This is a genomic window from Streptomyces sp. SAI-135 (assembly GCF_029893805.1).
Taxonomy (GTDB): Bacteria; Actinomycetota; Actinomycetes; order Streptomycetales; family Streptomycetaceae; genus Streptomyces.
Window position 1 is genome coordinate 5,878,643 of sequence record NZ_JARXYP010000002.1, and the last position, 19,053, is coordinate 5,897,695.

The 19,053-nt window shown below is 71.2% G+C and carries 16 protein-coding genes; 7 read left to right on the top strand and 9 right to left on the bottom strand.

Annotation, left to right across the window (positions count from 1 at the left end; genetic code table 11):
- Positions 1–256: 256 nt before the first annotated feature.
- From M2163_RS31275 to M2163_RS31285, 3 genes are all read right to left on the bottom strand, one after another.
- Positions 257–949 (bottom strand): DUF402 domain-containing protein, encoded by a 693-nt coding sequence (locus M2163_RS31275; RefSeq protein ID WP_280849550.1) that lies wholly within the window; start codon positions 947–949, stop codon positions 257–259.
- Positions 950–1,021: 72 nt separating this feature from the next.
- Positions 1,022–2,431 carry a class II fumarate hydratase gene (locus M2163_RS31280; protein WP_280895650.1) on the bottom strand — a complete coding sequence of 470 codons (1,410 nt, stop codon included), beginning with the start codon at positions 2,429–2,431 and terminating at the stop codon, positions 1,022–1,024.
- Positions 2,432–3,062: 631 nt separating this feature from the next.
- Positions 3,063–4,730 (bottom strand): fumarate hydratase, encoded by a 1,668-nt coding sequence (locus M2163_RS31285; protein ID WP_280849548.1) that lies wholly within the window; start codon positions 4,728–4,730, stop codon positions 3,063–3,065.
- Between the two features lie 167 nt (positions 4,731–4,897).
- Here M2163_RS31285 and M2163_RS31290 point away from each other — a divergent pair, with 167 nt between their 5' ends.
- Both M2163_RS31290 and M2163_RS31295 read left to right on the top strand, forming a co-directional pair.
- A complete protein-coding gene (locus M2163_RS31290) occupies positions 4,898–5,614 on the top strand; it encodes a DUF1707 domain-containing protein (protein ID WP_280849547.1) in 717 nt (238 codons plus the stop codon).
- A 137-nt stretch (positions 5,615–5,751) separates the two neighbouring features.
- A complete protein-coding gene (locus M2163_RS31295; protein ID WP_078902679.1) occupies positions 5,752–6,126 on the top strand; it encodes a WhiB family transcriptional regulator in 375 nt (124 codons plus the stop codon).
- A gap of 148 nt (positions 6,127–6,274) precedes the next feature.
- On the opposite strand, the gene glpX is transcribed toward M2163_RS31295, so the two are convergent.
- Positions 6,275–7,309, bottom strand: a complete 1,035-nt coding sequence (gene glpX, locus M2163_RS31300; protein ID WP_031042027.1) for a class II fructose-bisphosphatase — start codon at positions 7,307–7,309, stop codon at positions 6,275–6,277.
- Positions 7,310–7,436: 127 nt separating this feature from the next.
- On the opposite strand from glpX, the gene M2163_RS31305 reads away from it, so the two are divergent.
- Positions 7,437–7,958: a DUF4245 domain-containing protein gene (locus M2163_RS31305; RefSeq protein WP_280849546.1), complete on the top strand. Its 522-nt coding sequence runs from the start codon at positions 7,437–7,439 to the stop codon at positions 7,956–7,958.
- Positions 7,959–8,016: 58 nt separating this feature from the next.
- Here M2163_RS31305 and M2163_RS31310 read toward each other — a convergent pair whose 3' ends face one another.
- From M2163_RS31310 to M2163_RS31325, 4 genes are all read right to left on the bottom strand, one after another.
- The gene (locus tag M2163_RS31310; protein ID WP_280849544.1) at positions 8,017–8,607 is read right to left on the bottom strand and encodes a malonic semialdehyde reductase; all 591 of its coding nucleotides are present in this window, start codon (positions 8,605–8,607) and stop codon (positions 8,017–8,019) included.
- Between the two features lie 139 nt (positions 8,608–8,746).
- Positions 8,747–8,980 (bottom strand): exodeoxyribonuclease VII small subunit, encoded by a 234-nt coding sequence (locus M2163_RS31315; RefSeq protein ID WP_280895651.1) that lies wholly within the window; start codon positions 8,978–8,980, stop codon positions 8,747–8,749.
- A 9-nt stretch (positions 8,981–8,989) separates the two neighbouring features.
- Entirely contained in the window at positions 8,990–10,198 is a 1,209-nt protein-coding gene (gene xseA, locus M2163_RS31320) for an exodeoxyribonuclease VII large subunit (RefSeq protein WP_280895652.1), read from the bottom strand.
- A 626-nt stretch (positions 10,199–10,824) separates the two neighbouring features.
- A complete protein-coding gene (locus tag M2163_RS31325) occupies positions 10,825–12,183 on the bottom strand; it encodes an APC family permease (RefSeq protein ID WP_280895653.1) in 1,359 nt (452 codons plus the stop codon).
- A 115-nt stretch (positions 12,184–12,298) separates the two neighbouring features.
- On the opposite strand from M2163_RS31325, the gene M2163_RS31330 reads away from it, so the two are divergent.
- Complete coding sequence (locus tag M2163_RS31330; RefSeq protein WP_280849540.1) at positions 12,299–13,300, top strand: 4-hydroxy-3-methylbut-2-enyl diphosphate reductase; 1,002 nt, start codon at positions 12,299–12,301, stop codon at positions 13,298–13,300.
- A 29-nt stretch (positions 13,301–13,329) separates the two neighbouring features.
- A complete protein-coding gene (gene ppgK, locus M2163_RS31335) occupies positions 13,330–14,073 on the top strand; it encodes a polyphosphate--glucose phosphotransferase (RefSeq protein WP_280895654.1) in 744 nt (247 codons plus the stop codon).
- 913 nt (positions 14,074–14,986) lie between these two features.
- Here ppgK and M2163_RS31340 read toward each other — a convergent pair.
- Positions 14,987–15,514, bottom strand: coding sequence for a DUF6542 domain-containing protein (locus M2163_RS31340; RefSeq protein ID WP_280849539.1), 528 nt, complete (start codon positions 15,512–15,514; stop codon positions 14,987–14,989).
- Between the two features lie 177 nt (positions 15,515–15,691).
- Between M2163_RS31340 and ychF the strand changes: the two genes are divergently transcribed.
- Both ychF and M2163_RS31350 read left to right on the top strand, forming a co-directional pair.
- The gene (gene ychF, locus M2163_RS31345) at positions 15,692–16,780 is read left to right on the top strand and encodes a redox-regulated ATPase YchF (protein ID WP_280849538.1); all 1,089 of its coding nucleotides are present in this window, start codon (positions 15,692–15,694) and stop codon (positions 16,778–16,780) included.
- Positions 16,781–16,854: 74 nt separating this feature from the next.
- Complete coding sequence (locus M2163_RS31350; protein WP_280895655.1) at positions 16,855–19,032, top strand: DEAD/DEAH box helicase; 2,178 nt, start codon at positions 16,855–16,857, stop codon at positions 19,030–19,032.
- The last annotated feature ends 21 nt before the right edge of the window (positions 19,033–19,053 follow it).

Genomic DNA, 19,053 nt, shown 5'->3' on the forward strand with positions numbered 1-19,053 from the left:
CGCAGTGTGTCCCGCCGAAATCCCGATACCCGGAATGCGTGTCCCAGGAACGGAATTCCCGCGTGGTCAGGGGCTGTTCCTGCGTTTTCGGTCAACCTTCCGCGGCCCGTACCGGTGTTGCCCTCGTACCCCACGCTCACGTCCTGCCGCCCCTCGGTGACGATCGGTCAAGCCCAGTGCCCGCTCCGGTAGTTGCCGCTGCGCGCTCTTGCGGAGGACGATCCTACGTTTGCAGCCCGGGGGCGCATCAAGGGTCTCATGACGACAAGTGCGCAGGCATACGGTCCCAGTCTTCCGGAAGGAGCGGTACGGTCCAGGACGGATCGGGCCGCCAGTCGGGCCAGCCGTCCGAGAACGGCGGGCCCCAGGCGCGGATCACCTCCACCGCCGACCGCCCCGCCGATCTGACCTGTTCGGCCAGGTCGGGGCCCATCAGCCCGTCCCGCTGGGCCTGCGCGAACTCGTCCTCGTCGCGCCACTGCCAACCGCGGTCCGGATCCACGGTGATGTCCAGGAAGTGGTCCTCGGAATCCACACCCCCGGCCCAACGGGCCAGCGGCTCCTCCAGGTTCACGTACCAGTTCTTGAAACGCCAGCCCGGCTCCCAGAACAGCCACACCGACCACGGCAGCCCCGGCCGGGCCAGCTTCAGCACCCCGGTGCCGAACCAGCGGTCCCGATGGACCGAACGCGGCTTGGTGTAACGGGACTGAAGCGGCTCGGCGTGCACCGGCGTGCCGTCGGCCAGCACCGGCCGCACACACTCGGTGCCCGGTGCCAGCCAGACGGCGAGCAGATCCTCGTCGTCGCGTACGACGGTGACGGGGCGGGCGATGTGGAACTGCTCGCCGGCGTTCTCCCGGTAGCGCCACAGGATCTGACTCCCGGGCTCCCAGAAGTGCGCCGTCGTACCCGCTTCCACCGCTCTCACCGCTCCACCGTCTGCCATGCACAGATATTAGGTGCCATAGGCATACGACGCTGCGGTACGCGTCACGGTTCACGCCGGGGGCGGGAAAGGTTACGGCCGTGTCATCCGCAGGACATCCAGTGCCTGGTCGAGTTGTCCGGCCGTGAGATCACCGCGCTCGACGTACCCGCCCTCCAGGACGACCTCGCGGATGGTCTTCCGCTCGGCGAGGGCCTTCTTGGCGACCTTGGCGGCCTCCTCGTACCCGATGTACTTGTTGAGCGGGGTGACCACGGAGGGCGAGGACTCGGCGTACTCACGGGCCCGTTCGCGGTGGGCGACGATGCCGTCGACGGTCCGGTCGGCGAGCAGCCGGGAGACGTTGGCGAGCAGCCGGATCGACTCCAGGACGTTCTTCGCGATGACCGGCAGCATCACGTTCAGCTCGAAGTTGCCGGCCGCTCCGGCGGTCGCGACGGTGGCGTCGTTCCCGATGACCTGGGCCGCGACCATCAGCACGGCTTCCGGGATCACCGGGTTGACCTTGCCGGGCATGATGGACGAGCCGGGCTGGAGATCGGGCAGCGAGATCTCGGCCAGGCCCGTCCTGGGCCCGGAGGACATCCACCGCAGGTCGTTCGCGATCTTCGTGAGCCCGACCGCGATGGTCCTGAGCTGCCCGCTGGTCTCGACGATCCCGTCCCGGGCGCCCTGCGCCTCGAAGTGGTCCCGCGCCTCGGTCAGCGGCAGCCCGGTGGTGCGGGCGACCTCCTCGATGACGGCGGCGGAGAAGCCGGGCGGGGTGTTGATGCCGGTGCCGACGGCGGTACCGCCCAGGGGCAGTTCGGCGAGGCGGGGCAGGGAGGCGTTGAGCCGCTCGACGCCGTACGTGATCTGCGCGGCGTACCCGCCGAACTCCTGCCCGAGCGTGACCGGCGTGGCGTCCATCAGATGCGTCCGGCCCGACTTCACGACGTCGGCGAACTCCTCGGACTTGCGGGTGAGGGCGTCGGCCAGGTGCTGGAGTGCGGGGATGAGATCCCGGGTCACGGCGGCGGTGGCGGCGATGTGGATGGACGAGGGGAAGACGTCGTTGGACGACTGGGAGGCGTTGACGTGGTCGTTGGGGTGCACGTCACGGCCGCCGCCGAGCCGCTCGCTCGCCAGGGTCGCGATCACCTCGTTGGTGTTCATGTTGGACGAGGTGCCGGACCCGGTCTGGAACACGTCGACGGGGAAGTGCGCGTCCCAGTCGCCGCGGGCCACCTCGTCGGCCGCCTCCTGGATGGCCTCGGCGATGTCCTTGTCCAGCACGTTCAGCCGGGCGTTCACCTTCGCGGCCGCGCCCTTGATCCGGGCCAGCGCCTCGATGTGCGCCCGCTCGATCCGCTGCCCGGAGACGGGGAAGTTCTCCACGGCCCGCTGGGTCTGCGCCCGCCACTTGGCGTCCGCCGGGACCCGGACCTCGCCCATCGAGTCGTGCTCGATACGGAACGCCTGTTCCTGCTGCTCGTCGGCCACTGCCGATCACCTCCGTTTTGGTCAGCACCTGCCCCCGTGACCCCTATTCCTGCCACACCGAGCAGTTCCGGCCCCCCCGAAGCACCGGGCCACCCGGACACCAACGGTAGGTGTGCCGGGGACGGGGCGAGGACGGGTCACGCGAGGCCAAGGTCTCCGCACCCGCCTGCCGCGACCGGACGGGGCGTGGCGGGTGCGGAGTGCAAGGGCGCAGCCCCCGGCGGGGCGAGGGGGCGGTCGTTGCAGGCCTCGAGCAGGGCCTCGCTCTGCGGAAGGGCGCCGCACGGGTCCACATCGTGAGGGTGGCCCCGTCGTCGCCCCCCGTCGGGTCGCAGGGCCCTTCGCGACCGTCTTGCCCCTCCTCCCTCGCCGCCCCCGGGGATGGGGTGGCGGGGGGCGCCGCAGGTGCGGTCGGGTTCTGCCGCCTGCCGCCTGCCGCCTGCCGCCTGCCGCCTGCCGCCTGCCGCCTGCCGCCTGCCGCCTGCCGCCTGCCGTGGCAGGACGAGGCGGGTCGGGCTGCGGGGTGCAGGCGACGCAGTCCCGTGCGGGGCCGAAGGGGCGGCTGCCCCTGGGGAGGGGACGGGCAGGGGCGGCGGGGGCGAGAAACACCCCCCGCCGGACCGGACCGGTGCTACGCCAGCCCGGGCCCCCGGACCGGAATCGACGTGAACGTCGGGGCCGGGGCCGGGTCCTGGAAGAAGTCGTTGCCCTTGTCGTCGACCACGATGAACGCCGGGAAGTCCTCGACCTCGATCTTCCAGACCGCCTCCATGCCGAGCTCCTCGTACTCGACGACCTCGACCTTCTTGATGCAGTCCTGGGCGAGCCGGGCGGCCGGGCCGCCGATGGAGCCGAGGTAGAAGCCGCCGTGCGTACCGCACGCGTCGGTGACCTGCTTGCTGCGGTTGCCCTTGGCCAGCATCACCTTGGAGCCGCCCGCCGCCTGGAACTGCTCGACGTAGGAGTCCATGCGGCCGGCCGTCGTGGGACCGAAGGAACCGGAGGCGTAGCCCTCGGGGGTCTTGGCCGGGCCCGCGTAGTACACCGGGTGGTCCTTCAGGTACTGCGGCATCTCCTCACCCGCGTCAAGGCGTTCCTTGATCTTGGCGTGCGCGATGTCACGTGCGACCACGAGCGGCCCGGTCAGCGAGAGCCGTGTCTTCACCGGGTACTTGGTGAGCTCCGCGAGGATCGCCTCCATCGGCTGGTTGAGGTCGATCCTCACCACGTCGGACGACTCGTCCAGGTGCTCGTCCGTCGTCTCCGGCAGGAACCGCGCCGGGTCCGTCTCCAGCTGCTCCAGGAAGACACCCTCCGCGGTGATCTTCGCGACGGCCTGGCGGTCGGCGGAGCAGGACACGGCGATGGCGACCGGGCAGGACGCACCGTGCCGCGGCAGGCGCACCACGCGCACGTCGTGGCAGAAGTACTTGCCGCCGAACTGCGCCCCGATCCCGATCTTCTGCGTCAGCTCGAAGACCTTCTCCTCCAGCTCCTTGTCCCGGAAGCCGTGCCCGAGCTCCGAGCCCTCGGCGGGAATCTCGTCCAGGTAGTGCGCGGAGGCGTACTTCGCGGTCTTGAGCGCGTACTCGGCGGACGTGCCGCCCACCACGATCGCCAGGTGGTACGGCGGACAGGCGGCCGTACCGAGCGAGCGGATCTTCTCCTCCAGGAACTTCATCATGGAGGCCTCGTTCAGGACGGCCTTCGTCTCCTGGTACAGGAACGACTTGTTGGCCGAGCCGCCGCCCTTCGCCATGAACAGGAACTTGTACGCGCCGCCGTCGGTGGCATACAGCTCGATCTGCGCCGGGAGGTTGGAGCCGGTGTTCTTCTCGTCCCACATGGTCAGCGGGGCCATCTGCGAGTAGCGCAGGTTGAGGTTCAGGTACGCGTCGTAGATACCGCGCGAGAGGGCTTCCTCGTCGCCGCCCGACGTCAGCACGTTCTGCCCGCGCTTGCCCATGACGATCGCCGTGCCGGTGTCCTGGCACATCGGCAGGACGCCCGCCGCCGCGATGTTCGCGTTCTTCAGCAGGTCCAGCGCCACGAACTTGTCGTTGGCGGAGGCCTCCGGGTCGTCGATGATCCGCCGCAGCTGGGCGAGGTGCGCGGGCCGCAGGTAGTGCTGGATGTCGTGGATGGCCTCTTCGGCGAGCTTGCGCAGCGCCTCCGGCTCCACCTTGAGGAAGGTCCGCCCGTCGGCCTCGAAGGTGGAGACACCCTCGGAGGTCACCAGCCGGTAGGGGGTGGTGTCCTCTCCCATGGGGAGCAGATCGGTGTACGCGAACTCAGGCATCTCAGCCCATTCCTCACTCTGCGGGTCGGCCACCCACCTCCGTCGGCGGGCCTCACCAGCCTAGAACCTGTCCAAGGACGGCAGCTTGTGAGGTAAGGCTCAGTCGGTTCCCCAAGAGTTGTCCACAGGCCTAGTCGCGATCTATCGCGTTTCGGTACGCTGCTGCGGTGGACCTTCAGAAGCCCGACCTTCACCAGCCCACGGGACCCGCGCCCGCGGTGGCCGACCTGCGCGCCTCGGACGCCGACCGCGACCGCGTCGCCGACATCCTGCGCGAGGCCCTCGCCGAGGGCCGCCTCACCGGGGACGAGCACGCCGAGCGGGTCGAGGGGGTGCTGAGCGCCAAGACGGTGGGCGAGCTGGAGGTCTTCATACGGGACCTGCCGGCCGCCCATGAGCGCCGTTCCACCCCGGCCTGGACCCCGGCCCCCAACCGCCCGACCGACGCGATCCCCCCGGACCCGGACGACAACGTGGTGGCGGTCTTCAGCGCCGCCGTCCGCAAGGGCCGCTGGCGCGCGGGCCGCCGCATCCACGCCTACGCGGTCTTCGGCAGCGTCGAGATAGACCTCAGCGAGGCGATCTTCGAGTACCGCCAGGTGGTCATCAAGGCGTTCTCGGTGTTCGGCAGCGTCGAGGTGCGCGTCCCCGAGAACATCTCGCTGCGCGGCACGGGAGTCGGTGTCCTCGGCGACTTCCAGGTGGACACCCTCGACTCGCAGGAGCCGGACGCGCCCGTGGTGTACGTCGACGGCTGGGCCGTCCTCGGCAGCGTCGACGCGAAGCCCAGGCGCGGCAAGCTCGTCGCGGACATCCTCGACCGGGTCCAGCGCGCGGTCGACCGCAAGGTCGACAGGAGTTTGCGCAAACACCTGGATCGTTGACGTCTGTGAATCCGGGCGGGTCCGCATCGGAGGAATCCGCCCCCCGGCGGTTCGGAACTCAGTGCATAGGCGCGCGCACAGCGGGTAGGGCTTGCTCCATCGTCTCTCGCTCGCGAAGCCGTCGTCAGGAGTAGACCGTGCTGCAACCGCCGCATTCGTCCCTGCAGGTCGCTGCCGTTCCGGCCCAGCGGGTGCCAGTGCGGGACAGGGACCAAGACGCTCCATGGCACACCGAGGCGGTGTGCCGGCGCGATGAGGCCGGCCTGTTCTTCGCTCCGTCCAAGGAACCCACGGCCGCCAGGCTCTCCCGCGAGGAGGCGGCGAAGCGCGTCTGCGCCCGCTGTCCGGTCATGGTCGAGTGCCGCGAACACGCTCTGCTCCAGCCCGAGCCCTACGGCGTCTGGGGCGGCCTCACCGCGGCGGAGCGCCGGGTGGTCCTGGCCCGGCGCAGGCGCCGCGACCTGGAACTCACCAAAGCCGCGAGGGCGGCCCGCATAGCCCAGGCGGGCTGACCCCGCACAGCAAAAGGCGCCCCCTCCGCACCGGGGGCGCCTTTGAGCCGGGGCTCAGTGGGACCTGCTCAGGGGCGCGGGGAACTGCGCGACAAGCCACAGCGCACCCGCACCCGCCACTGTTCCCTGCCTGTCGAGCTGTCAGGCGCTATTTGGCGCGATCGAAGTCGATCGCGCTGTAGGCCCGCAGCTTGCTCAGCCGGTGCTCCGAATCGATCCGACGCACCGTCCCCGACTTCGACCGCATCACGATCGAGTCGGTCGTCGCCGTCTCCGACCGGTACCGCACACCCCGCAGCAGCTCGCCGTCGGTGATACCCGTGGCGACGAAGAACACGTTCTCCCCGGACACCAGGTCGTCGGTCGTCAGCACCCGGTCGAGGTCGTGCCCGGCGTCGATCGCCCGCGCCCGCTCCTCGTCGTCCTTCGGCCACAGCTTGCCCTGGATCGTCCCCCCGAGGCACTTCACGGCACAGGCCGAGATGATGCCCTCGGGCGTACCGCCGATGCCCAGCAGCATGTCGACGCCGGTGCCCTCGCGCAGGGCGTAGATCGAGCCGGCCACGTCACCGTCGGAGATCAGCTTGATCCGCGCCCCCGCTTCCCGGATCTCCTTGATGATCCCCTCGTGCCGGGGCCGGTCGAGGATGACGACGGTCACGTCCTCCGGGGTGGAGCGCTTGGCCTTGGCGACCCGCCGGATGTTCACGGACACCGGCGCGTTGATGTCGACGAAGTCCGCCGCCTCCGGTCCCGTGACCAGCTTGTCCATGTAGAACACGGCGGACGGGTCGAACATCGAGCCCCGGTCTGCGGCGGCCAGCACCGCGATCGCGTTCGGCATGCCCTTGGCCGTCAGCGTGGTCCCGTCGATCGGGTCGACGGCGATGTCGCACTCGGGGCCGGTCCCGTCGCCCACGCGCTCTCCGTTGAAGAGCATCGGGGCCTCGTCCTTCTCGCCCTCGCCGATGACGACCACGCCGTTCATCGACACGGTGGAGACCAGGGACCGCATGGCACGCACCGCGGCGCCGTCGGCGCCGTTCTTCTCGCCCCGCCCGACCCAGCGGCCCGCGGCCATCGCGGCGGCTTCGGTCACCCGGACGAGCTCCAGGGCGAGGTTGCGGTCGGGGGCCTCGGAGGGGACTTCGAGTTCGGACGGCAGATGATGATGCTCGGTCATCGGAGCGCACCTTTCTGATACGACGACGGCCGGATGAGGGTTCGACCGTCGACTCTATCGCCAGTCCGACAAAATGAGCAGGGGACCCCACGGATGAGCGGACCGGGCACCTGCGACGATAGGGGGTGTGGCAGGTTCGAACGGCAAGCAGAAGACGGTCCGGGACATGATTCTCTCCCTGGGCCTGATCGGGATCGCGGCGGCGGTCATCTACGTGTTCATCCCGCACGACGACTCCGCTCCGGACATCAAGAAGGTCGATTACCGCGTCGAGCTGCTCACGGCCCGCCGCGCGGCCTCCTACCCGGTGGCCGCGCCCGAGGGGCTGCCGGCCGACTGGAAGGCCACTTCGGTGCGCTTCCGGGGCGACCGGTCCGACGCCTGGCACCTGGGCTTCAACGCCCCCGGCGGTGAGTACGTGCAGATCGAGCAGTCGACTCAGAAGCCGTCGGAGTTCATCGACGAGGCGAGCCAGGGCGGCGAGGCGACGCGGCAGACCCAGCAGATCGCGGGCCGCACCTGGACGCGGTACACGGGCGGCCGTTACGACGCTCTCGTGCACCAGGGCGACGGGGCGACGACGGTGGTCGCGGGCACGGGCTCGTTCGCCCAGCTGACCGAGATGGCGAAGTCGCTGAAGATGGCGTGAGCGCACGAGAGGGCCCGGCCGCCAGGCGGCCGGGCCCTCTCGTCGTGTGTCAGCCGTCTCACACGGTGGTGACGACCTCGTCGTAGGAGAGGCGCGGGGAGCGCGGGAACCAGGCGTCCTCGCCCGGCTTGCCGATGTTGACGACCATCAGCGGGGTGTGGTCGTCGTCCAGGAACTCCTTGCGGACGCCCTCGAAGTCCAGACCGGTCATCGGGCCGGCGGCGAGGCCCGCGGCGCGGACGCCGATGATGAAGTAGGCGGCCTGCAGGGCGGCGTTCAGCCCGGCGGCACCCTCACGGACCGGACGCTCGGCGAAGAAGAGGTCCTTGGCCTGCGGGAAGTGCGGGAAGAGCTGGGGCAGCTCCTCGTGGAACTCGTTGTCCGCGGAGAGGATCGCGACCAGCGGGGCGGTGGCGGTCTTCGGCTGGTTGCCCTCGGCCATGTGCTGGACCAGGCGCTCGCGGGCCTCGGCGGAGCGGACCAGGGTGATGCGCAGCGGGCTCTGGTTGAAGGCGGTCGGACCGTACTTGACCAGGTCGTAGATCGCCTGGACCTGCTCGTCGGTCACCGGCTCGTCGGTGAAGGTGTTCGCGGTGCGGGCCTCGCGGAACAGCAGGTCCTGGGCGGCGGGGTCAAGAACGAGGGACATGGTGGAACCTTCTCGGGGTGTACGTCGGTCCCGTAAACGGACCGTGGACCGGTTGACGTCTCCGACCGTACGCCAATGAAGTTCAACCTTCAACCAAAAGCGGGGCCTGGTGATCCGCTTCACAGATCACCCGGACCCGCTACTCCGAGTCGGCCTCGCCGTCCTCCGACTCCTCGGCCAGCGCCGCGTCCAGCCGGGCCCGCGCGCCGTCCAGCCACCGCCGGCACACCTTGGCCAGCTCCTCGCCCCGCTCCCAGAGCGCGAGGGACTCCTCGAGTGTCGTACCGCCCGCCTCCAGCCGCCGCACGACCTCGATCAGTTCGTCCCGCGCCTGCTCGTACCCGAGCGCCTCTTCCACCACCTTGCTGGTCATCCGCCCACCCTATGCATCGACTCGGACAGTGAACTCACCCTCGGCGACCCGCGCCCGCAGGGTGTCCTCCGCCGCCACCTCGTCCGGCGCCCGCACCACGTGCCCGTCGGCCTTCTGCAGGACGGCGTACCCGCGCTGAAGGGTCGCGGCGGGGGAGAGGGCCACCACGCGCGCGTGGGTGTGCGTCAGCTCGGAGTCGGCCCGGTCCAGCAGATGGCCCAGGGTGCGGCGGGCGCGGTCCGTCAGGGAGGCCACATGGTCGGCGCGCTCGTCGATCATCCGGTGCGGATCCTCTATCGACGGCCGCGCGAGGGCGTGTGCCAGCCCCCGCTCCTCCCGCTGGAGGAAAGACTCCACACACCGCCGCGCGCGGTCCCTGAGCGCCCGCACCCGTTCGTACTCCTCCCCGACGTCCGGTACGACCTTCTTGGCGGCGTCCGTCGGTGTGGAGGCCCTGAGGTCGGCGACGTAGTCGAGCAGCGGGGTGTCCGGTTCGTGCCCGATGGCCGAGACCACCGGCGTACGGCAGGACGCGACCGCCCGCACCAACTGCTCGTCGGAGAACGGCAGCAGGTCCTCCACGCTGCCCCCGCCGCGCGCCACGATGATCACGTCCACGTCGTCCAGCGCGTCGAGCTCCTTGACCGCCTGCACGACCTGCGGGACGGCGTGCACCCCCTGCACCGGGACGTTGCGCACCTCGAAGCGGACGGCCGGCCAGCGGTGCCTGGCGTTCTCCAGGACGTCCCGCTCGGCGGCCGAGGCCCGGCCGCAGACCAGTCCGACCAGCTGCGGCAGGAACGGCAGCGGCTTCTTGCGCTCCGGCGCGAACAGCCCCTCCGCGGTCAGGGACTTCTTCAGCTGCTCCAGCCGGGCCAGCAGCTCACCGACCCCGACCGGCCTTATCTCGGCGGCCCGCAGCGAGAGCTGGCCCCGCGGCGCGTACCACTCCGGCTTCGCCAGGACGACGACCCGTGCGCCCTCGCCGACGACATCGGCGACGTCGTCGAAGACCTGCCGGAAGCAGGTCACGCTCACCGAGATGTCGTACGACGGGTCGCGCAGCGTGAGGAACACGACACCCGCGCCCGGACGCCGGGAGAGCTGGGTGATCTGCCCCTCGACCCACACGGCGCCGAGCCGGTCGATCCAGCCGCCGATGAGGCGCGACACCTCGCCGACGGGCAGGGGCGTTTCGGGGGTCGAGTTCACAGCCATGCCGCGAGCGTAACGGCCGGGTACGACAACGCACCGTCACCGCTGGGGACCGGTCCGCAGCGCTGGGCGCCGTCGAGCGAGCCTGCACCCGCGAAGCGGCCGACAGTTGGCTGGACGATCACCACTCCGAGCCCGGTCCGCCCGTACGCCGGCTGAGGCGAAGCCGACCGGCGTCGCCATGGCCGCCCACCGGCCCCAAGGGCCCACCGTGCCCCGGGGAGGGTGTCGGCTGCGCTTGGGCGAGCAGTAGCGCGAGTGCGATCCGCCTGTGGCGCCCCGGACGGGTGGCGGATGGGCGCCCCGCTGACCGGCGTCAGCATGCCCGCCACCGGCCCCACCGGTCGACGGTGGGTGGGGCGGCTGTCGGCTGCGCTGGGCAGTAGCTCGAGTGCGGTCCGCCTGTGCGGCCCCCGGGCGGGTGGCGGATCGGCGTCCCGGTGGCCGGGGTCGGCACGGCCGCCCACCGGCCCACCGGCCCGCCGGTCCACCGTGCCCGGGCGGCTGTCGGCTGCGCTGGGCGAGCAACAGCGGGAGCCACGGCCCCCCGGTGGATTGACCGATCGGCGCCCCGGTGGCCGGGGTCAGCACGGCTGCTACCGGCCCCACCGGTCCGCCGCGCCGGGCGGCTACCGGGCGCGCTGGGTGAGCAGTACCGCGAGTCCGATCAGGAACCACACCGCGCCCACCACCTGCGCGGCGCCCGACGCCTCCACGATCACCGCCACGGTGACGGCCGCTCCGGCGGCCGGTGCCAGTACATGGCGCCACCAGATCACCGGCCCGCCGCGGCGGCGGACCGCGAACCAGCCCACCACGCTCGCGTGCAGCAGCGTGAAGGCCGTCAGGGCTCCGATGTCGACCACGGACACCAGGTGGTCCATGCCGTCGTCACGGCGTGCCGCCCACACCGCCGCGACCAGCGTGATGCCGGCCGCGCAGAGCAGGGCCACGCGCGGGACGCCGGAGTCCGTCCTCGCCAGCGCGCGCGGCAGGCGCCGGTCGCGGCCCATGGCGAACAGCAGCCGTGCGGCCGCCGCCTGTCCCGCCAGCGCCGCGAAGGCCGCGCCGATCGCCTTGCTGACGGCCACCAGGTCGTGCAGCCAGCCGCCTGCCGCGGAGTCCACCGCGTCGTAGAACGCGGAACCCTGTCTGCCCGGGTCCGCCGCGTACTGCGCCGAGGCCGTCGGGTCCAGCAGGGCCACCAGATAGGTCTGCGCCACGAACAGCACACCCGCCAGCGCCAGACAGAACAGCACCGCGCGCGCGACCTGCCGCGAACCGCCGGTGACCTCCTCCGCGAAGGAGGCGATCGCGTCGAAGCCCAGATACGACAGCACGGCGACCGACACCGCCCCGATCACCGCCGACAGCGCGAACGCGCCCTGCGTGCCGTCCCCGGACAGCGGCGACAGCCAGCCGCGCTCGGCGCCGTCCCGCGCGAGGACGACGACCGCCGACACCACGAAGACCAGCAGGACCACGATCTCCATCGCCAGCACCAGGAAACCGACCCGTGCCGCCGCCCGCACCCCCCACAGGTTCAGCAGTGTCGTCACGGCCACCGCGAGCGCCGTCCACACCCAGCGCGAGACCTCGGGGACCAGGGAGTTCATCGCGATGCCGGAGAACAGGTACGCCACCGCGGGGATGAGGAGGTAGTCCAGCATCGCCATCCAGCCCGCGACGAACCCGGCCTCCTTCCCGAGCCCCGCGCGCGCGTAGGCGAACACCGACCCCGCCTGGGGGACGACCCGCACCATCTGCGCGTAACTGAATGCGGTGAACGCCATCGCCACGGTGGCGACGACATAGACGAGGGCCACCGCGCCGTGCGACTTCGCGTCCAGGGTGCCGTAGACGCCGACGGGCGCCATGGGCGCGATGAACAGCAGCCCGTAGACCACGAGGTCCCGGAAACCGAGGCTGCGCCGCAGGTCGCCGTGTTCCTCCTCGGCCGTACGGTCCGCCGTACCGGTACCGGACATCGTGCCTCCGCCTGCTCCTCGTCCGCCCCGCCCCTCACATCTCCCGGTCAGTCTCCCCGGGAAGGTCACGGCCACGCGATCTTTGACCGGCCGAACGCGGCCTTACGATGGGGGCATGACCGCTTCGCCTGGCCGCCGTGTCCTGCTCGCCGCCCCCCGTGGCTACTGCGCGGGTGTGGACCGCGCCGTGATCGCCGTCGAGAAAGCCCTGGAGCAGTACGGCGCTCCGGTGTACGTCCGGCACGAGATCGTCCACAACAAGTACGTCGTACAGACCCTGGAGAAGAAGGGCGCGATCTTCGTCGAACGGACGGAGGAGGTCCCGCCGGGCAACATCGTCATGTTCTCGGCGCACGGCGTCGCCCCCGTCGTCCACGAGGAGGCCGCGCGCGGCAGGCTCGCCACCATCGACGCGACCTGCCCGCTGGTCACCAAGGTCCACAAGGAAGCCGTCCGGTTCGCCAACGAGGACTACGACATCCTCCTGATCGGGCACGAGGGCCACGAGGAGGTCATCGGCACCTCCGGGGAGGCCCCCGACCACATCACCCTCGTCGACGGCCCCTCGGACGTCGCCAAGGTCGAGGTCCGCGACGAGTCGAAGGTCGTCTGGCTCTCCCAGACCACGCTCTCCGTCGACGAGACCATGGAGACCGTCGACGCCCTCAAGGAGAAGTTCCCGCAGCTCATCTCCCCGCCCAGCGACGACATCTGCTACGCCACGCAGAACCGTCAGCTCGCGGTGAAGCAGATGGGTGCCGAGGCCGAGCTGGTCATCGTGGTCGGCTCCCGCAACTCCTCCAACTCCAAGCGGCTCGTCGAGGTCGCCAAGCTGGCCGGCTCCCGCGAGGCCTACCTCGTGGACTTCGCCGGCGAGATCGACGAGGCCTGGCTGGAGGGCGTGACCACGGTCGGCGTGACCTCGGGCGCCTCGGTGCCGGAGGTGCTGGTCGAGGAGGTCCTGGAGTGGCTGGCGCAGCGCGGCTACGGCGACGTGGAACTCGTGAAGGCGGCCGAGGAGTCCATCACCTTCTCCCTGCCGAAGGAACTTAGGCGCGACCTGCGCGAGGAGGCCGCGGCGCTGGTCGCGGAGCGCAAGGGGACCTCCGGGGCGTGACTGTCCGTCGTCCGTCGTAACGTAGGGCCATGCAGATCTTCGGCTTGGACATCGGCGGATCCGGGATCAAGGGCGCCCCTGTGGACCTGGACAAGGGCGACCTGGCGCAGGAGCGTCACAAAGTGCTCACCCCGCAGCCGGCCACGCCCGACGGCGTGGCCGACGGGGTGAAGCAGGTCGTGGACCACTTCGGGTGGACCGGCCCGGTCGGGCTGACCTTCCCGGGAGTGGTCACCGGCGGATCCCACATCCGTACGGCCGCCAATGTCGACAAGAGCTGGATCGACACCGACGCGCGCGCGTTGTTCAGCGACCGGCTCGGCGGACTGCCGGTGACCGTGGTCAACGACGCGGACGCGGCGGGCGTCGCCGAGATGAGCTTCGGCGCGGGCAAGGACCGCAAGGGCACCGTCATCCTGCTCACCCTGGGCACCGGTATCGGCAGCGCGGTCTTCGTCGACGGTGTCCTCGTCCCCAACACCGAGCTGGGCCACCTGGAGCTGCACGGCCACGACGCCGAGAAGAAGGCGTCCAGCAAGGCCAGGGAGGACGAGGAGCTCACCTGGGAGCACTGGGCCCACCGCGTCCAGAAGTACCTCGCCCATGTCGAGATGCTCTTCTCGCCCGAGCTGTTCATCATCGGCGGAGGCGTCAGCCGCAAGTCCCAGAAGTTCCTGCCCCACATCGAGGGCATCAAGGCCGAGATCGTCCCGGCGCAGCTCCAGAACAACGCGGGCATCGTGGGAGCAGCGATGCGAGCGGCCCAGCAGTAAGGCCACCTGGCCGAGAAGCCGCTGACCTCTTCGCCCCCCGCCTGGTCGCGCAGCCCCCGGCCGGCTCCGTCCGGCCGAGAATCCGCTGACCTCCCGTCCGGCCGGTGCGTCGACCTCCCGTCGCGGGGAGCCGCAGTCGCCCCGCCGACCGTCGAGCGGCCGGCCTCGCGTCGGCCACCCTCCTCCGCCGGGCCGGGGCGCCTCCGGGCTTTCCGCCGACCGGCGGGGGGTCGCTGTTGTTCTGTCGGGCGGGGAGTGGTCGGCCTTGCGTCGGGCACCGCTTCAGTCGCCGTCCCTCGCCGTCCCTCGCCGTCCCTCGCCGTCCCTCGCCGTCCCTCGTCGGCCGTTCGGCCGGGGGACCGCGGTCTTCCTCCCGCCGGGCCGGGGTGCCTGCGGGTTTTCCGTCGGCCGGTGGGGGGTTGCTGTTGTCCTGTCGGGCGGGGAGTGGTCGGCCTTGCGTCGGGCACCGCTTCAGTCGCCGTCCCTCGTCGGCCGTTCGGCCGGGGGACCGCGGTCTTCCTCCCGCCGGGCCGGGAGCCTCAGGGTTTTCCGTCGGCCGGACAGGGCGCGCCGTCGCCCCGCCGACCGGGTAGCCGGAGACCTCCTGCCGACCGCCCCTTCAGCCGCCGTCCGCCGTTCTCCCGCCCAGCCGTGGAGCCCCCGCGTCCCCAGCCGTGGTGCCGGTGGCCTCCCGCCCGGCCCGGGAGCAGCCGACCTCCCGTCGGCCGACCGGGGAGCCGCTGTCGCCCCGTCGGCCGAGGAGTCGCCGATCACCCCTGTCATGGCCACCCTCCCCTCGGCCACCCCGCAGCCAAGGCGCCCCGCCGGCCAGCCGCGCAGCCAAGGCATCACGCCCGACCGCCCTCACACCCCCTCCTCACACCCCTCCTCCCGCCGCTGCCCCGCGTCAACGTCAGCGCGAGCGCGCCCGTACCAAGCGGATCCTGCGGATCAGGGCGACGAGGCCGGCGGCGAGGGTGCCGGCGTAGAGCCAGCCGGCCTGGGTGGCCAGGGCGGTGAACAGGCCCATCAGGCGGCCCGAGGTGCCGCCGCCGCTGTCGGCGACCGGGACCAGCCCGGCGGCGAAGGCGATCGGCACGACGATCGGGGCGGTCAGCAGGTCACCCCGGCGCAGCCAGACCGACGTCAGCACACTGACCGGCACGAACAGCACGCCGTACAGCGTCAGCGAGGAGCCGAACAGCAGGGAGACGAGAAAGCCGAGCAGGATCATCAGCCCGGCGCAGAACAGCCCGCCGCCGAGCCCGGTGAGCCGGGGATTGGGCAGCCGCCGCAGCCGCCGCAGCGTCCGGACCACGGGGGGCGGCGGACGGCGGGCCACCGGCGGCCGGCGCTCGCCGCGGGCCTGCGCGGGCAGTGGCGCTCCTCGGTCCGGGCGGCGTGTTCCGTTGTGCGGGGGGCGGGTCCTGTGTTGCTCCACTGGACCAACCTAGGTCTGTTTATGTGCCGAATGGCTCCTCGGACACGCCGTGGGAAAGACCTTGGCCATGCGTTCGAGAGGACCGCCGGGGCGTGCCGCGACACGCCGTAGACTGGTGGATCGGCCCCCTGGCCGCCAGTCTCCTCACGTCTCCTCTCACGTACGGGAAGTCGCAACGTGTCGCTCACGATCGGAATCGTCGGTCTGCCGAATGTCGGCAAGTCGACCCTGTTCAACGCCCTGACCAAGAACGACGTGCTGGCGGCCAACTACCCGTTCGCCACGATCGAGCCGAACGTCGGCGTCGTCGGCGTCCCGGACCCGCGCCTGACCAAACTGGCCGAGATCTTCTCCTCCCAGAAGATCCTCCCGGCGACCGTCGACTTCGTGGACATCGCGGGCATCGTGCGCGGCGCGAGCGAGGGCGAGGGCCTGGGCAACAAGTTCCTCGCGAACATCCGTGAGTCGGACGCGATCTGCCAGGTCATCCGCGCCTTCAAGGACGAGAACGTCGTCCACGTCGACGGCAAGGTCTCGCCCAAGGACGACATCGAGACGATCAACACCGAGCTGATCCTCGCCGACCTCCAGACCATCGAGAAGGTCCTGCCCCGCCTCCAGAAGGAGTCGCGGATCAAGAAGGACATCGCCCCGAAGGTCAAGGCCGTCGAGGAGGCCAAGGAGATCCTGGAGAAGGGCGACACCCTCTTCTCCGCGGGCATCGTCCAGGGCTCCGGCAACGAGGAACTGCTGCACGACCTGCACCTGCTGACCACGAAGCCCTTCCTGTACGTCTTCAACGTCGACGAGGACGAACTGGTCGACGACTCCTTCAAGGACGAGCAGCGCGCCCTGGTCGCCCCCGCCGAGGCGATCTTCCTCAACGCCAAGCTGGAGGCGGACCTCGCCGAGCTCGACGAGGCGGACGCGATGGAGCTGCTGGAGTCGGTGGGCGCGGAGGAGCCCGGCCTGGCCACCCTCGCCCGCGTCGGCTTCAACACCCTCGGCCTGCAGACCTACCTCACGGCCGGCCCCAAGGAGTCCCGCGCCTGGACCATCAAGAAGGGCGCCACGGCTCCCGAGGCGGCCGGCGTGATCCACACCGACTTCCAGAAGGGCTTCATCAAGGCGGAGGTCATCTCCTTCGACGACCTGGTGGAGACCGGCTCGGTGGCCGAGGCCCGCGCGAAGGGGAAGGCGCGGATGGAGGGCAAGGACTACGTCATGCAGGACGGGGACGTCGTGGAGTTCCGCTTCAACGTCTGACGGCAGCCGGGAACCTGTGCGCGCCCGCTCCCCGGCGGGCGGGCACAGGTTTCTGTCCATGGAGGGGCGGGGGCGTGGGACGTGGTGAGCGGGACGCGGTCGCGAGGGGTGCGCGGCTGTACCGGGCGGCCCAGGCGGTCGTCGTCGACCACGGCAGGGCGGCGGACGCCGTACGGGCCGCGCTGAGGCCGATCCACGACGCCGCGGTGCGGCGGGAGCTCGACGCGATCCCCGTGGCCCGGTTGCAGGACGTCACCGAAGGGCGGCTGCGGCTCGGGAGTGTCGAGAGGAGCGGCCTGCGCACGGTCGGCGAAGTCCTCGAAGCGGGCCCCTACCGGTTGCGGCAGATCCCCGGTGTCGGGCAGCGCACCGTCGACCAGGTGCTCGCGGCCGCCCGCCGGCTCTCCGAGGCCGCGCACGAGACCGTGGCCGTCCACCTCGACGTGGAGCGGCCGGAACCGAGCACCACCGCGCTGGTCATGGCCCTGCACGTCCTGGTGGAGGCCGGTCCGGACGCCCGGCGCGCGGTCGACAGGGCCGCCGTCCTGTCGAAACGGCTCGGTCCGCTGCTCACCGACGCCCGGCTCGCCGCCGGGCGGATCCGGATGCTCCTGGCGGGCCAGGAGAAGAAGGCTCGCGCGTGGGGCGCCGTCGCCGAGATCCGCTCGCTGGTGGACGAGGCGGAGCGCGCGGGCCTGCCCGGACTGTTCGCCCAGGCCTCGGTGGACCTGCTCCGGGGGCCCGCGACCGACATCGCGGCCTGGGTGGACTTCGAACTCCGCTCCGCCGAGTACTACAGCCTGCTCGCGGAGATCTCCGGGCGGCAGCCGGACGTGGCCGCCGCCGAGGGCTTCCTGCCGGACGAGATCGCCGAGCGGGTACGGACCCAGCACCTCGACGACACGCACCGGAGGGTCTCCCTGCGCGGCTACCAGGCGTTCGGCGCCCGGTTCGCGCTCGCGCAGCGCAAGGTGATCCTCGGCGACGAGATGGGACTCGGCAAGACCATCCAGGCGATCGCCGTGCTGGCCCATCTGGCCGCCGGGGGACAGAGCCACTTCATGGTCGTCTGCCCGGCGAGCCTCCTCGTGAACTGGACCCGGGAGATCGAGGCCCGCAGCACTCTGCGGGTCACGGTGCTCCACGGCCCCGGCCGCCACCACGCGTTCGCCGACTGGAGGGAGCGGGGCGGGGTCGCGGTGACCACCTTCGACGCGCTGCGCGGCTTTCCCGCGCCCGCGCCCGGCGGCGGGGAGGTCGCCCTGCTCGTGGTCGACGAGGCGCACTCCGTGAAGAACCCGAAGGCCAAGCGGTCCCAGGCGGTCGCCGGATGGGCGGAGCGCTGTGAGCGCACCCTCCTGATGACCGGGACGCCGATGGAGAACCGGGTCTCGGAGTTCCACCATCTGGTCCGGATGCTCGACGGCGGCCTCGCGGACTCCCTCGGCGGACGGGACGCGCCGGCCGGATCGGTCGCGTTCCGCAAGGCCGTGGCGCCGGTGTACCTGCGGCGCAACCAGGAGGACGTGCTGACGGAACTGCCGAGTCTCCAGCACACCGACCAGTGGGAGGAACTGAGCGCGTCGGACGAGGAGGCCTACCGGGAGGCCGTGCGCTCCGGCAACTTCATGGCGATGCGCCGGGCCGCGTACCTGCGCCCCGAGAAGTCGGCCAAGCTGGACCGGCTCCGGGAGATCGTCCAGGAGGCCGGGGAGAACGGGCAGAAGACGGTGGTCTTCTCCCATTTCAAGGACGTCCTGGGGGTGGTCGAGGACGCCCTCGCGGCCGACGGCACCCTCCTGTTCGGCCCGTTCACCGGCGGTGTGCCGGCCGGGCGGCGGCAGCAGATCGTCGACGACTTCGCCGCCGTCCAGGGTCCCGCGGTGCTCCTGGCGCAGATCCAGGCGGCCGGCGTCGGCCTCAACCTTCAGGCCGCCTCCGTCGTGGTCCTGTGCGAACCCCAGATCAAGCCGACCACCGAGCACCAGGCGGTGGCCCGGGCGCACCGTATGGGGCAGGTCAGACCGGTCCGTGTGTACCGTCTCCTCGCCACCGGGGGCGTCGACGAACGCCTGGTGAGGTTGCTGGAGACCAAGACCCGCCTCTTCGACGCCTACGCCCGCCGCAGCGCCGTGGCCGAGGCGTCCCCGGACGCGATCGACGTGTCGGACACCGACCTGGCCCGGCGGATCGTCGAGGAGGAACAGGCCCGGCTCGGCATGACGGACGAGAGTCTCACGGCCGCCGAGTGAGAAGGGCCGGCGCGACCCGGA

Excerpts from the sequence above, each read along its gene's own strand:
- M2163_RS31285 (WP_280849548.1), bottom strand. The coding sequence starts at position 4,730 with ATGCCTGAGTTCGCGTACACCGATCTGCTCCCCATGGGAGAGGACACC.
- glpX (WP_031042027.1), bottom strand. The coding sequence starts at position 7,309 with ATGACCGAGCATCATCATCTGCCGTCCGAACTCGAAGTCCCCTCCGAG.
- xseA (WP_280895652.1), bottom strand. The coding sequence starts at position 10,198 with ATGGCTGTGAACTCGACCCCCGAAACGCCCCTGCCCGTCGGCGAGGTG.
- M2163_RS31330 (WP_280849540.1), top strand. The coding sequence starts at position 12,299 with ATGACCGCTTCGCCTGGCCGCCGTGTCCTGCTCGCCGCCCCCCGTGGC.
- M2163_RS31275 (WP_280849550.1), bottom strand. The coding sequence starts at position 949 with ATGGCAGACGGTGGAGCGGTGAGAGCGGTGGAAGCGGGTACGACGGCG.
- M2163_RS31310 (WP_280849544.1), bottom strand. The coding sequence starts at position 8,607 with ATGTCCCTCGTTCTTGACCCCGCCGCCCAGGACCTGCTGTTCCGCGAG.
- ppgK (WP_280895654.1), top strand. The coding sequence starts at position 13,330 with ATGCAGATCTTCGGCTTGGACATCGGCGGATCCGGGATCAAGGGCGCC.
- M2163_RS31325 (WP_280895653.1), bottom strand. The coding sequence starts at position 12,183 with ATGTCCGGTACCGGTACGGCGGACCGTACGGCCGAGGAGGAACACGGC.
- M2163_RS31315 (WP_280895651.1), bottom strand. The coding sequence starts at position 8,980 with ATGACCAGCAAGGTGGTGGAAGAGGCGCTCGGGTACGAGCAGGCGCGG.